This is a genomic window from Exiguobacterium sp. A1_3_1, assembly GCF_048985645.1.
Classification (GTDB): Bacteria; Bacillota; Bacilli; order Exiguobacteriales; family Exiguobacteriaceae; genus Exiguobacterium_A; species Exiguobacterium_A indicum.
Genome location: NZ_WBYY01000009.1, coordinates 23,227 through 36,849 on the forward strand (window position 1 = coordinate 23,227; position 13,623 = coordinate 36,849).

The window sequence follows — 13,623 nt, forward strand, 5'->3', positions numbered from 1 at the left end:
AGAAGTTGTGAGGAAGTTGCAAAGAAACTGCGAAGAAAGGCAAATGCGGGCAAAAAGGCGCTACACTAAGAGTGGAGGGATGATGATGAACGTACTATTGATTGAAGATGAACAAAAATTAGCACAAGTGACGGCACGTTTCCTCCGTCACCATGCGTATGAGGTGACGATTGCCGGTTCATTAGCGGAGGCGAAACAGTGCCTGACGACAGCGTTTGATGCCGTCTTGATCGACGTCCGCTTACCAGACGGTGACGGTTGGTCACTCGTACCAAGTATCAAATCACAGGTTCAGCCGCCGGTCGTCTTCATGATGACGTCGCGCGGCGAGGCGGATGATCGCGTTTTCGGACTCGAACTCGGTGCCGATGATTATCTCGTCAAACCAGTCGTCCTGAAGGAGTTAACGATTCGGCTTGAACGGGCATTAAAAGTCCGTCCGGTTGCTCGCCATGCGTTCGGTGACTTGACGATCGATGAAAAAGGACGCCAAGTCAAAACAGGTGAGCAGGCGGTCAATCTCGCGAAGATGGAGTTCGAGCTGCTGCTCTATTTCATTGAACACCTTGGGGAGGCACTCAGTCGGGATCAGATTCTCGACGACGTCTGGGGCTATGCGTTCGGTGGCGATACCCGGACCGTTGATACACACGTCAAACAATTACGGGATAAGTTGCCGGTCATTAAACAACAACTGAAGACGGTGCATCGGGTCGGCTATCGATTGGAGGCGATTGAATGAAGCGACGTCCTTTGATGCGTAAGTTCTTATACGCTGTCGTTGGTCCCTTGCTCGTGATGGGCGTCCTTAGTTTCGTCTTGACGGCGTTTCTCGTCAATCGGTTCGCAGAGGGTGAACGGTACGATCAACTCGCCCGGGAAGCGAACATCATCAAACAAGCGCTTGAAGCCGACACGCCGATTCCGCGTGATATTCAAGGGTTTTTGACGACCGACGGGTTGACGCAACGGATCGGGGCGCGCGGACCAGCCGGACGGTTACCACTTCTCGACGATTTAAAGAAAGAAGACGTCATCGAAGTACAAGACGAACGGTTGCTGACGTATCAGCTGACCGTTGACGGAACGCGCATCACGACGGTTCGACAAGCACCGCTTGCAAGTAGCGCCCTCGACGGTGTCTATATCGCGATTGGACTCGCGTTACTCGTGACGTTGCTGCTCGCATCACTGCTTGCTTATTACATGGGACGGCACCTGACGCGACCGATCGTGACGCTTCGGTCTGTTGCTCAAAAGATTGGTGCCGGCGAGACAGATGTCGTCTTACCGGCGCGACCGAAGGATGAAGTCGGAGAGTTGATTGACGCTGTCGACGAGATGCAGACACAACTGAAACAAAAGGATCATCTACAGAAGACGTTCATTGCTGGCATCACCCACGACTTGCGGACGCCGCTCGCGATCATTCGAAACGAGACGGAGGCACTTGCGGCAGGTGTCATTCCCGTCACCGAACTGCCCGACGTGACGACGAGCATCATCGAGGAGACGGATCGACTCGGTCATCTGATTGATGAGACGTTGCTTTATTCGAAGCTTGCTGGTGGACGGATGCCGCTTGAAAAGACGGATGTGGCACTCGATGAACTCGTGCTTGCGACAGTCGAACGCCTGCGTGGAACGTTCACGCAGGCAGGACTGACGCTGGCGACAGAGCTGCAACCGGTTAGGCAGTCCCTTGATCCACGCATGTTTGAACGTGTCCTGATCAACTTCTTGATGAACGCCCATTTTGCTTCACCCGTCGGCGGGACGGTTACCGTTCGCTTAACGCATGACGAATTGACGGTCGAGGATGAAGGAGCGGGAGTCCGAGCAGAAGACCGGGCGACGATTTGGGACGTCTACGTCAAACAAGAAGGCAGTGCCGGTCATGGACTTGGTCTTGCGATCAGTCGGATGATCCTTGATAGTCATCAATTTGATTATGGTGTTGGAGACCGAAGTGGTGGGGGAGCGGTCTTCTACGTTCGGTTTTGATTGGACCAATTCGTTACACAAAAAGAGAGGTCAGTTCTCGGAAAGCTTTCCGGAACTGACCTCTCTTGAATTTCAACGATTATTCGCCTTCGTTCGCATGAACGAGACTTGGTTTGACGAGCGTATAGAACTCATCGCTCATCCCGACACGACTGCCCATCTGGCAAGCGAGTTCGAGTGTTTCTTTATAGAAGTTCGCGACGAGATCGTGGTTTTTGATATGCTCGTCTTGCATCGCCTTTTTGACCCCAAGGACAACTTTATCGATTTGCTCATCGGCATCATTACGGACCGGGACGACGTTTTCCGGAAGATCGACTTCCTTATCGTGTCCGTTGAAGCGGAACGAGGCACCGAATCCGAGGTGTTCGAGGAAGAAGTGTGGTAACAGTTTACTCGCGAAGAACTGATGCCATTCCGTCTCTTTCATCGCTTCCATATCACGCTTGAACGACGTCGTTGCGAGTGCATAGCGATCGTGTGTATCCTTCATGAACTTCTCGAGGATCGGAACCTGCATTGCAAACGCATTCTTGAGCAAGTTATCGAGCTGTTCTTGCGTTAATTGTTCTTGTTCAGTCATCGCTTTAACCCCATTTCGTTTCGTTATCCCTATCGTAAGAAATTTAGACAATTCCGTCAAATCTTTTTCGAGAATAGAGTTTACCTATTTCACAAAAGGGAATCCATTACTATCAATCATTTTAGGGGGAGTCAGCATGAAACGAATCGCAATGATAGGGGTCTTACTCGGAGCATGTCTGACTCCGGTGACGGGATTTGCCGCAAGTAACGTGACGTATAGTAAAGGAGTCGTTGCGAACGAATCGTTTGGCTATACCGTCAAGACGACGGACGCGTTGAAAAAGGCGATCCAGCAAGACAAAGTCGAGCTCGTCAAGAACAAGACGGTCAAGTCAAAATACGGTGTCATCACGCGGAGCGGTACGTTCGCGTTGTACTATAAAGTTAAAGGAGCGGATCAGCTGCTCGTTAACTTGAACTACGAGCCGAAAAAGCTCTCAAAAAAACAGTTCGACCGTGAAATCGGATATGGTACATATCTCGGGACGAAAGGGAGTAAAACGTACTACTACGTCTTACCGACGGAAGCCGTTAAAGGCGCTGTCGGCAAGAAAGCGATCGAGAACTTGATCGTCAAGGACGTCCCGCAGATGATGAAGACATTTAAACTGCAATGAGCACTAGCTTTTGCTAGTGCTTCTTTTGTTCGTTCGGTATAGTTGAAAATGAGGTGAATGAATATGGAATGGAACGTCACAGACGTCAAACAAACAACAGATGTATTACAACTCGAAAAATGTGTCAACGATCACGATGGTATTGAATTAAAGGTCGCAGCCGATTGGGTTGGCGAGAACGATTTCGCAATCTATGATGGCGAGCAATTGATTGGATATTTACAAGCGTTCGCGTACTTACCGACGGAATGGGAACTAAACGTCTTCGTCGATCCGGATTATCGGAAACAAGGTGTCTTCACGGCACTTGTCGAAGCGGCACGTGCGCGGGCAACGAAAGCAGGCGTCGAAGCATTTACGTTCGTCATTGACGACGCAAGTGAGTCAGGTCAAGCTGTCCTCGAAGGGTTAGGTGCTGAGTACCGGATGACAGAGTACAACATGGTTTTAAAAAAGGCACAGTTGTTCTTAAAAGCCGATCCGGATTTCGAATTACGTGAAGCGACAGCAGACGATCGTCCGTTCATCGTTGAGACGCTCGGTAAATCGTTCGGGAACACGGACGAAGAAGCAGAGTCGATCTATCAAGCAATCGAATCTGACGACCGGATTACGTTCATCGGTGTCGCGAGCGGCAAACCGGTCGGCGTCATCCGTGCCTATCTTGCTTCCGATACACAAGCGAGCATCCATGCGTTCGCGGTTCGTCCAGAAGCGCAAGGTAATGGTTATGGTAAAAAGATGCTGAAGCTGATGGTTCAGGCGTTGTTCCGAACAGGTCGGACACAACTCGAACTCGACGTTGAAACAGATAACGATCGCGCACTCGATCTTTACAAAGAGGCAGGATTCGTTGTGCATCGTGGCTATCAGTTCCACGTGTTGGCGGTTTAATTGAAATGAGCATCACGAATTTTCGGCTCGAAGAAGTCGAGTGGACGTGTGATGCCTCATCGAAGAACGGTCTCCGGATCGTTCTTTTTTATAGATATCATTACAGAAACTAAACAAAAACGTTGGAACCTTTTCTGCAATCCGTCGTATACTAGACATATGGAAAAAAAGAGGAGGCGACGTCATGGAGAGTCGACAGGATTCATTGCGGACGTTGAAGTGGGTATCAGGTGGAATGGAAGCGGTACTTGGGATTCCGCTCTTAGGTGGTTCAATCGTCTTTTTCTCAGGTTATAATGCCCTGTGGTTGATGCTCGCGTTTCACATCGTCGTCGTCGTATTGACGGCACGTGCCGGGAATGTCTCAAAAGGGAACATCGTCGGGATCGTCGCATCAACGGTCGGTGTCATTCCGGTCGTCGGGATGCTCTTACACATGGCAGCAGCGATCACAATCTTACTTGACGCAGCGTTCAGCAACCGAATCGTTACACGAACACATGTTAAACATGTCGAACCGATTCGACCACGTCCGGTCCGTCGGGAACAAGAAAAACAAGAAGACCATCCGTTCTGAGTTTTTTTCGTTGACAGCGAAAAACAAGCCGTGTAAAGTAAACAACAAGTTAAGCCATATCAATTACATCGACGACGCGGAGTAAGTATCGTCAACACTGCCGACCAAGCGAGTCAGGAATGGTGAGAGCCTGACACGGTAAGCTGAACGAGAATGGACCGCTGAGAGCCTGTTGAACCTTCGAGTAGACAGGACGGTTGCCCCCGTTACCGGGCTAGCTGGTTGTTGGACCAGCGACAAGTGGAGGCGATTCTTCGTCTCAATCAGAGGTGGCACCGCGCGGATACAGGCGTCCTCTATGCAATAGCTGTTAGCTATGCGTAGAGGGCGCCTTTTGTTGTACGTCAAGGTATGCCGAATCATCCAACGCTCATCATATTTCTCAGGAGGCACGAAACATGAAAAAGACATTGATCGCAGCGGCGAGTACGGCAGTCCTACTAGCAGGATGTGCAACGACAGAACCAGCAGAAGAGAAAAAAGCAGATAAGAAGGTCCTGCATACGATGGAGAGCTATGATCTCCTGTCGGTTGATCCGGCAGATGCTATCACGTCAAACATCTTCAACCAAATCTACGAAGGACTCTATCGCTTCGACGCGAACAACGAACTTGTTCCGGCGGCAGCGAAATCACATAGTGTGTCTGAAGACGGAAAAGTCTATACGTTCAAGCTCGACCCGAATGCGAAATGGTCTGACGGAAAGCCTGTCACAGCAGAGAACTTCCGTTATGCGTTCGAGCGCGTCATCAAAACGAACTCACCGTTCGCTTACTTGCTCGAGCCAGTCGAAAAAACGACAGCGGTCGACGATGAGACGCTCCGAATCGAATTGAAACGTCCGACACCATACTTCCTCAGCATGACGACGTTCGGTACCTATATGCCAGTCCGGGAAGATATCGTCAAATCAGAAGGCGATCAGTTCGGAACGGATCCGAAGACGAACGTTTACAACGGACCGTTCACGTTCAAGAAATATCAAGCCGAGCAAGGTTATACGCTCGCGAAGAATGCTGAGTACGCAGACCGGAAGAACGTTAAAATCGACGAAGTCGATGTTAAAATCATCAAGGACCCGATGCTCGCAATCAATTTGTTCGAGTCAGGCGAACTCGATGTCGCGCCACTCAATTCGGAGAACGTCGTGACGTACAAGAATCAAAAAGAGTACAACACGTTCAGCGATTCGCGGATGTTCTTCATCCGGATAAACGAAAAAACAGATGCCTTGAAAGATAAAGAAACACGTCAAGCAATCGACGCGGCGTACGATAAGAAGGCGTTGACGGAGACGTTACTCGGAAACGGATCACTGCCAGCGGACTACATCGTGCCACAAGAACTCGATCCGAAGTATGACAATGCGCGCCAAATCGAATCGTCGTATGATGCAGCAGCAGCGAACAAAGTGCTAGCGAAGCAAAATCTTGAGTTGACGATGTTGATCGAAGATGACGACGTCTCGAAAAAAATCGGTGAGTACATCCAAGGGGCGTTGAAGAAACAGAACGTCGACGTTAAACTGTTGTCACTGCCGAAAAAAGAACGTCTTGCTCGTGAAGGACGCGGGGATTACGATCTATCACTCGCGAGCTGGGCACCAGACTATCAAGATGCAACGACATACCTGAACTTGTTCACGACGGGTAACCCGTTCAACATGATGGACTACTCGAACAAACAGTATGACCGTCTCTTGAAACAGGCTGAAAGTGAGCTCGATCAAGACAAACGCCTTGCCTTACTCAGTAAAGCAGAAAGCGTATTGCTTGATGATCAAGCGATCTCACCGGTCTACCAACGGAAGAATGCCTTCTTGCAAAACACAGAAGTGAAGAATCTCGCGCGACACAATGTCGGAACGGATATTTCCTATAAATACGTCGAAATCAACCGTAACTGACACCCGTATCCTCTTTTCCTGATGAAACAAGGAAAAGAGGATTTTTTGTATGGGAGAGATTTGGTAATTTTATTCTGAAATCAGGTCAATTTGCTAAAACCGCTTTCATCACTAGCCGATAGAGAGAACGGTGAAAAGAAGAAACAAGAAGGGAAGTCGCAGTTATGAAAAGATTTCGAAGAAACTTGAAGTTACGATTGTTCTTTTGGGTATTGGTGATCTCAGCCGTCACAAGTGGTATCTCAGCACAACTCGTCTTATATCTACACCGTGGGCTCGACGTAGCAGATACGAATGCAATCTGGGTTGGGGCGGGTATCGGTCTTCTCCTCTCCTTGATCGGAACGACGTTGACACAACTCATTCTCCGTCAACCGATCAAAGCGATTGAAAAGGCGACCGAGACAGCACGCGAAGTCGCAAACGGCAACTTCGATGTTGATTTTGAAGAAGCAAAACGTGGAGATGAAGTCGATCAGCTCATGCATGAGCTCGAAGTAATGGTCTTACATATCCGCAAACAAGCAACGCAAATGGGGAGCTCAAGCGATAAATTGACGGCGTCAGCGCAAGAAATCGCAGCAGCTGTTCAAGAAGGTAACGCGTCTGGTGAAAGCATTCGGTCAGCGATGGCAGAACTATCCGCCAAAATGAACGAAAACGTCGATCAAGCCTATCTTTCGATGGACGCACTCGGTGCGGTCAAGCGGACGATGGATGAAGTCGCAGCAGAAATGAACGAAGCGTTGAAATCAGCAACGGTCATGCAGACGGAAGCGCAGAACGGGAAGACACTCGCGACAGATTCGGTTGAAGCGATGCATATGATTTCGAAGAAGATGGAGCAGTCAGCGACACTCAATGGTCGATTGACGGACATGACAGGTGAAATCTCACGCATCACGGACGTCATCAGTGATATTTCTGCTCAGACGAACTTACTCAGCTTGAATGCTTCGATCGAAGCGGCACGAGCGGGTGAAGCAGGTCGTGGATTTGCTGTCGTTGCAGCGGAAGTTAAGAAACTAGCAGAACAAACTGCAACATCAGCAAAAGAGATCACGGATTTAATTTCAGGCGTTAAACGTCTCGTTAATGATACAGCGAATGCGATGACGGATGTCCAAAATGAAGTCGCGACAGGCGTCGGTCTTGTCGAGCAAGCCGGATCGTCATTTGAAGAGATTCATCATTCGACGGAGCATGTCTACTCACGCGTAAAATCGGTCGACCAACTCGTTGTTAAGTCCGATCAAGAGATTGATCAAGTCGGTTTGACGACAGCGAATATCCTCGCAATGGTCGAGGAAGCATCAAAACATGCGGAGCAAGTCTTACAAGCATCAAGCCATCAGGCAGCTTCACTCGGTGAAGTCAATGGAGCGATGGAAGAATTGGTTGCGGTAGCCGAGCAATTACAGGAAGAGACAGGCGCGACGCGTCTTTGATTGGTGAGGAATCGTGCATCCTAAAACAGGATGCACGATTTTTTTTTTGGATTTTTTTGAAAAAAGCATTAAACATTTCGGAGGGACGACGATATATAGGGTGGAAGCAGTCATCGACTAATTCTACTGTGTCACCCTTGGGCCGGCCAGGGGGCACATCTCGGAGAAGATGGATCTTCAAAGAGACAAAAAACTTATCCTATGGAGGGAAATTACAATGATTATCAATCACAACATTACAGCACTTAACACGCACAACAAGCTATCTGCAGCATCAGGTGCACAAAGTAAGTCTATGGAAAAATTAGCTTCAGGTCTTCGTATCAACCGTGCTGGCGATGATGCTGCTGGTCTTGCAATCTCTGAAAAAATGCGCGCTCAGGTTCGTGGTTTAGATATGGCTTCTAAGAACTCGCAAGATGCGATTTCAATGATTCAAACAGCTGAAGGTGCTCTAAACGAAACACATGATATTTTACAACGTGTTCGTGAATTAGCTGTTCAATCTGCCAACGATACTAATAATAACAACGACCGTTCGGAGATTCAAAAAGAAGTAGGTCAATTATTGACTGAAGTAGACCGTATCGGTAACAATACAGAGTTCAACACTAAAAAACTTTTAAATGGTGGTCTTGGTGGAACAGTAAACCAAGCTCCAGCAAGTACAACAGTACTTGCTGTAGGTGGAGTTGCTTCTGCTAGTACTACCGGTTCTAAAGCTGGTACTTATACAATCACTGCAGCAGCTGGGAAATTGACAATGAGTGACGGTGGTACAAAAACACAAACGATTAGCAACGTAGCTGGCGCACAAACTTTAAATTTCTCGGATTTCGGAATCGAAATCAAAACAAATTCTAACTATGCTGCAGATGCTGCAATTGGTGCTGTTGTGGTTACTGCTGGATCAGCTAATTTCCAAATTGGAGCTAACGAAGGACAAAATATCAACTTAAGTATTTCAGATATGCGTTCAGCGGCACTGGGTATTAGCACTGTAGACGTTTCTACTAAAGCTGGAGCAGATGCTGCGATTACTACTGTACAAACTGCTATTGATACAGTTTCTTCTGAGCGTTCTAAATTAGGAGCTTATCAAAACCGTCTTGATCACACAATCAACAACTTGAAAACATCTTCTGAAAACCTAACAGCGGCTGAATCACGCGTTCGTGACGTTGATATGGCGAAAGAAATGATGTCTCAAACGAAGAACTCAATTCTTGCACAAGCTGCACAAGCAATGTTGGCTCAATCGAATCAAACACCCCAGGGCGTTCTCCAACTCCTTCGATGATTGATTCTACCGGGCGTCTAATCGGGTAACGGATTAGATCATGACTGGGTGAATTGCTGGAACTCCTGAGAGCCTTGATGTACGACAACGTGGCTGGAAACGGCGAGCGTGACCGTTCTGAAAAACATTAAGGATTGGACAATCAGCAGCCAAGCACCTGTAGGGAAACCTTGGTGAAGGTTCAACGACTAGGATAGACGACCTAATGGACTTGTCCGATGGTTATGAAATCCGTACTCCGTAAACGGCGGGGGAAGTGCCCAGCTCCTTGAACTTCAAGGATGAAGATATAGTCTTATCATTAGCGAAAGCTAATGCGCGTAGCAAGCGAACCAACAGCCGCAAGGCGTTCTCCAATTACTCCGTTAATCGTAATTGGTCATATCGTTTACTTCAGGTCACGGACTCGTTCCGTGGCCTTTTTTATTGTAGATAGCTTTGCATAAATCGACCAAACGGAGCGAGTTAATCGTTTTGCTATGTCCGGGATTGATAAGCCAGCTGCTTCAAGTGCTATCAACTGCTCGACTTCTGATGGACTGAAGTAACGATTCGTTTTGGTACTAATGATTTCATGATTCGGATGCTCTTGTTGGATAATCTTAAGACGACTTGTCCAGTCTAATTTATATGAAAAAGCGATTAAGTCATCGGAATAAGGAGTCAAACGACTGAGAAATTGCATCGTGTCTTCAAAACGAGTCGTTCGTAAATAATAGCCCGATCCGTTGGGGATATTTGCTACTTGAAAGCGTAACGTAAAATGATGATTTAACCAGTCGCAAAACAATGATAAGGATGATTTTGAAAAGGATTGAAGATAAAGCGCAATGGTAGGCGTTACGATCAGTTGTTGTTTCGAATTATATCGTTTCGATACGATCAATGATCCATCATCGAGATAAAGCGTCAATAAAAAGAACGGATGTCGGCAACGAGGAAGTAGAGAAAGGGGAATATCCTTTTGATTAGAAGGATAGAAGTACGGATACAATTCCGTAAATAAAGGGAGTGAACGAGAGACTAAGTTATTTTGCCTGATATAGAATAAATCCGGTAAGTGTTTTTGTTTCCATTCTCGATAAAATCGTTGCTTCTCCCCGAAATGTTCACGATAACTATTATTTTTCCGGCGTGAGCCGGGATAGCACTTGGTAATCTCACCATCACCCAAAATACTAGCCAATAGAATCGCTTGCTGTGTTGGAGTCAATTCATCGATCAGCATTAAAACTCCTCCTTTTGAAGAACATATGTTCCAAATACCCCGATTTGATGATCTTTAAAATAAAACTTATAAAACAGGAAGAATAGCCGATATACTACATAGAGAATAGACAAGGAGTGACAGACAATGAATTCCATCAATACGGAAATCCGGCTTCACCTGCCTTCGAACGTTTTACCCTATGAAGCGACGAAAAATGTCTTCGTCGAAGCGAACCAAGCAGAGTTGGAGGAAGATGGTGTCATTGTCTTACCGACTCCTCAACACGTCCAAAAACTCGAAGTGGCGATTGAACAAGCGAATGTAAAGCTTGAATTGCAACGAACGGGATTGAAGTTCGTCAAACATGAAAAATTAAACGAGTATTATATTCAGGTCGTTGACACGAACGATAATGTCGTACAAGAGATTCCAAGTAAAAAGGAACTCGATTTCTTTGCAGCGTTTCTTGAATTCAACCAATTAATTGATAAGCGGATTTAATAGAAGAAAGGACTGATTAGATGGCAGGAATCCGACTCAGCGGACTAGCGAGCGGCATTGACACTGAAACGATGATTAAACAATTGATGCAGGCGGAGCGTGCTCCCGTCGATCGCTTATCACAAAAGAAACAGACGATGACATGGCAACGCGATGCGTATCGTGAAATGAACCGAGGGTTGCTCGATTTACGTTCTGCTGCGAGTGATATGTTATTATCGAAGAATTATCTATCGAAAACGGTCACGAGTTCGAATCCGTCTGTAGTGACTGTAACGGCAAGTGCTGGAGCGCCAGCTGGTAGCGTAACAATCGACTCAGTCGATAAATTGGCTTCAGCCTCTTCTTTGACGATTAGTCAAGGAACAGCAAAATTGACAAGTAAGACTCAACTGAAAGATAGCCAGCTAGTGGGAATTGATAGTACAACAAAAAAAATAAATCTTGAATTGCAAACTTATGCAGCTGATGGTTCGGGTACTCCGAATAAAGTAACACTGCAACTAGATGAGACAGCGACAATCGACGATCTAGTTACTCAAATTAATAGTTCGAAAGAGTTAGGTCTTAGCGCTGTTTTCAACGAATTAACAGGGAAGCTAGTTTTATCACGACAAGCTACTGGAAAGTTGAGTGAAGGTGAAGGAATTGTTTGGATTGATAAGAACGCATCTGCGCTAACTACTCCACCAACGAGAGTAGTGAAAGATGGGAATAATGCTTCTTACACCATGGGTGGGACCCAACTTGAGCAGACCTCCAATACATTCGTGCAGAATGGTTTAACGGTTACGTTGAACGATGTCACAGACAAGCAAGTGACATTAACAACAAACCTAGATACGCAAGCGAATTTTGATTCGATCAAGAAATTCGTCGATAAGTATAATGACATGGTTGATAAGATGAATAAGAAGGTTCGGGAAGAGAAGTACCGAGATTATCAACCATTGACTGATGCTCAGCGAAAAGAATTAAGCGAAGATGAAGTGAAGAAGTGGGAAGAAAAGGCGATGAGTGGTGTCTTGAAGAACGACTCCTACTTACGTGATGGTATGAATGACTTCCGCAGTACGTTATCAGCGAAGATTGATACCGGCTACACGATTCCGTCCGCTTCAGGTCCTGTGGCGTTAAGTTCGCTGTCGCAAATCGGAATTACGTCGACGAGTGATTTCCGAGATGGCGGGAAAATCAAACTCGACGAAGCGAAACTAAAAGAGATGCTCGAAAAACATCCGGATGGTGTCTATCGTCTCTTTACGGCAGATGCACCTGCTAAAATCAAGCAAGCCGATGGAACCGAAATCGATAATCCGAATGGATTAAGTGGATTCGCTCGCCAAATTCAAACCTTTACGACAAATCTACGTGATAAGATTTCTAACGTCGCCGGGCGTGATGGATCCGTTGCGACGACCTACCGACTCGGTAAGTCGCTCGCGGATATCGATAAAAGCATGCTGACTTGGGAAGATAAGCTCAAACGTAAAGAAGACAGTTACTATCGTCGATTCGCGGCGATGGAACAAGCGATGAACCAAGCAAACAGTCAGTCGGCTACACTTGCAGGCTATCTCGGTCAAGGATAATAATGAAGGAGGTAACGTAATGAATCCTTATGCTACGTATCAGACAAATTCAGTCACAACAGCATTACCACAAGACTTAACGCTTATGTTGTATGAAGGATTAATCAAATTCGCGATGCTCGCGAAACGATCGATTGAGCAAGGGTTGATCGAACAAAAAAATACGAACATCCAAAAAGCACAAGCAATCATCAGTGAACTTCAATTGACACTCAATCAGTCGATTGCATTATCCAAAGACTTGAACGCGCTCTATGATTATATGCAAGGACGTTTGATGGATGCGAACGTCAAGAATGATGTCGCTGCGATTGAGGAAGTGATCGGTTTTGCGGAAGAGTTCCGTGAGACGTGGAAAGAAGCGATGAAGCTCGCGAAGCAACGATGAGTCCGCTTGATCCGCTTCGCCTCAAGACGAAACGGCTGATGGAGTTACTAGATCAGACGCCGAGCGACGAGACGTATGATGATTGGATTGAAAAAATTCAACATCTGCTGAATGAACGGGAAGCGTTCATTGCCGCACACTCCAATTTACTAGCCGGTGCAAATCAAGCGATCATTCAAGAGCTGGTGGCGGACAGTCGACAAATCGACTTGAAATTATCAGCGGAAACGGCTAAATTAGGGGTACAAATTAGTCAGTTGCGTCAGACACAGTCGAGTCGTAAGTCATACGTCGATCCGTATGAGGATGTCGACAATAGCTTTTCCCCGTATTTTGATTCGCGTCAGTAATGTTTTTGCGTGAGGGAGGAATCTTTCGTGAAGAAACAAGAGCAGGGTAAACGCCGTGTCCCACAAACCTATTTTCAATCGGACGGTTCGTACGATCAGTTCATTGAACCGGATGTCGAGACGGAGTCGTGGGAAGCGCTCGAGCGTCCAATCTCGGAACAACCGGATGCGTATGAGGAAGAGAAGTATCGCCGTGAATCATGACACGATAAAAAGAACGGAATCCGCGGATTCCGTTCTTTTTATTTGA

15 protein-coding genes and 1 other annotated feature are annotated in these 13,623 nt (G+C 46.8%); of the genes, 13 read left to right on the plus strand and 2 right to left on the minus strand.

The features are described from left to right. The first annotated feature begins 85 nt into the window (after positions 1-85). Complete coding sequence (locus F8N00_RS02075; RefSeq protein ID WP_214746769.1) at positions 86-742, plus strand: response regulator transcription factor; 657 nt, start codon at positions 86-88, stop codon at positions 740-742. Then, positions 739-2,004 (plus strand): histidine kinase dimerization/phospho-acceptor domain-containing protein, encoded by a 1,266-nt coding sequence (locus tag F8N00_RS02080; protein WP_421017670.1) that lies wholly within the window; start codon positions 739-741, stop codon positions 2,002-2,004. The genes F8N00_RS02075 and F8N00_RS02080 overlap by 4 nt, the downstream gene beginning before the upstream one ends. A 79-nt stretch (positions 2,005-2,083) precedes the next feature. Here the strand turns inward: F8N00_RS02080 and F8N00_RS02085 are convergent, their stop codons facing one another. Next, the gene (locus tag F8N00_RS02085) at positions 2,084-2,587 is read right to left on the minus strand and encodes a hypothetical protein (RefSeq protein ID WP_023469278.1); all 504 of its coding nucleotides are present in this window, start codon (positions 2,585-2,587) and stop codon (positions 2,084-2,086) included. Positions 2,588-2,723: 136 nt separating this feature from the next. Here F8N00_RS02085 and F8N00_RS02090 point away from each other — a divergent pair, with 136 nt between their 5' ends. The 6 genes from F8N00_RS02090 to F8N00_RS02115 all read left to right on the plus strand — a co-directional run bounded on the left by F8N00_RS02090 (position 2,724) and on the right by F8N00_RS02115 (position 9,332). Continuing rightward, a complete protein-coding gene (locus F8N00_RS02090; protein WP_421017671.1) occupies positions 2,724-3,206 on the plus strand; it encodes a hypothetical protein in 483 nt (160 codons plus the stop codon). A 63-nt stretch (positions 3,207-3,269) separates the two neighbouring features. Beyond that, positions 3,270-4,100, plus strand: coding sequence for a GNAT family N-acetyltransferase (locus F8N00_RS02095; RefSeq protein ID WP_421017672.1), 831 nt, complete (start codon positions 3,270-3,272; stop codon positions 4,098-4,100). Between the two features lie 184 nt (positions 4,101-4,284). Continuing rightward, positions 4,285-4,677, plus strand: a complete 393-nt coding sequence (locus tag F8N00_RS02100) for a hypothetical protein (RefSeq protein WP_029342516.1) — start codon at positions 4,285-4,287, stop codon at positions 4,675-4,677. Positions 4,678-4,739: 62 nt separating this feature from the next. After that, positions 4,740-4,977 (plus strand) — a binding site (T-box leader). Positions 4,978-5,075: 98 nt separating this feature from the next. Then, positions 5,076-6,584, plus strand: a complete 1,509-nt coding sequence (locus tag F8N00_RS02105; RefSeq protein ID WP_421017673.1) for a peptide ABC transporter substrate-binding protein — start codon at positions 5,076-5,078, stop codon at positions 6,582-6,584. Between the two features lie 164 nt (positions 6,585-6,748). Then, positions 6,749-8,032, plus strand: a complete 1,284-nt coding sequence (locus tag F8N00_RS02110) for a methyl-accepting chemotaxis protein (RefSeq protein WP_035396232.1) — start codon at positions 6,749-6,751, stop codon at positions 8,030-8,032. A 217-nt stretch (positions 8,033-8,249) separates the two neighbouring features. Further along, the gene (locus F8N00_RS02115; protein WP_421017674.1) at positions 8,250-9,332 is read left to right on the plus strand and encodes a flagellin; all 1,083 of its coding nucleotides are present in this window, start codon (positions 8,250-8,252) and stop codon (positions 9,330-9,332) included. Positions 9,333-9,720: 388 nt separating this feature from the next. On the opposite strand, the gene F8N00_RS02120 is transcribed toward F8N00_RS02115, so the two are convergent. Next, on the minus strand, positions 9,721-10,560 hold the full coding sequence (locus F8N00_RS02120) for an endonuclease (RefSeq protein ID WP_421017675.1): 840 nt from the start codon (positions 10,558-10,560) through the stop codon (positions 9,721-9,723). 126 nt (positions 10,561-10,686) lie between these two features. Here F8N00_RS02120 and F8N00_RS02125 point away from each other — a divergent pair, with 126 nt between their 5' ends. From F8N00_RS02125 to F8N00_RS02145, 5 genes are read left to right on the plus strand one after another with little or no spacing between them, the layout of a single operon-like run. Next, complete coding sequence (locus F8N00_RS02125) at positions 10,687-11,043, plus strand: flagellar protein FlaG (RefSeq protein ID WP_035396237.1); 357 nt, start codon at positions 10,687-10,689, stop codon at positions 11,041-11,043. A gap of 20 nt (positions 11,044-11,063) precedes the next feature. Next, positions 11,064-12,635, plus strand: coding sequence for a flagellar filament capping protein FliD (gene fliD / locus F8N00_RS02130; protein WP_421017676.1), 1,572 nt, complete (start codon positions 11,064-11,066; stop codon positions 12,633-12,635). Between the two features lie 19 nt (positions 12,636-12,654). After that, complete coding sequence (gene fliS, locus F8N00_RS02135) at positions 12,655-13,023, plus strand: flagellar export chaperone FliS (RefSeq protein ID WP_058264652.1); 369 nt, start codon at positions 12,655-12,657, stop codon at positions 13,021-13,023. Further along, a complete protein-coding gene (locus tag F8N00_RS02140) occupies positions 12,987-13,373 on the plus strand; it encodes a hypothetical protein (RefSeq protein ID WP_254606208.1) in 387 nt (128 codons plus the stop codon). The genes fliS and F8N00_RS02140 overlap by 37 nt, the downstream gene beginning before the upstream one ends. A gap of 27 nt (positions 13,374-13,400) precedes the next feature. Continuing rightward, positions 13,401-13,577: a hypothetical protein gene (locus F8N00_RS02145; RefSeq protein ID WP_421017677.1), complete on the plus strand. Its 177-nt coding sequence runs from the start codon at positions 13,401-13,403 to the stop codon at positions 13,575-13,577. Positions 13,578-13,623 lie beyond the last annotated feature (46 nt).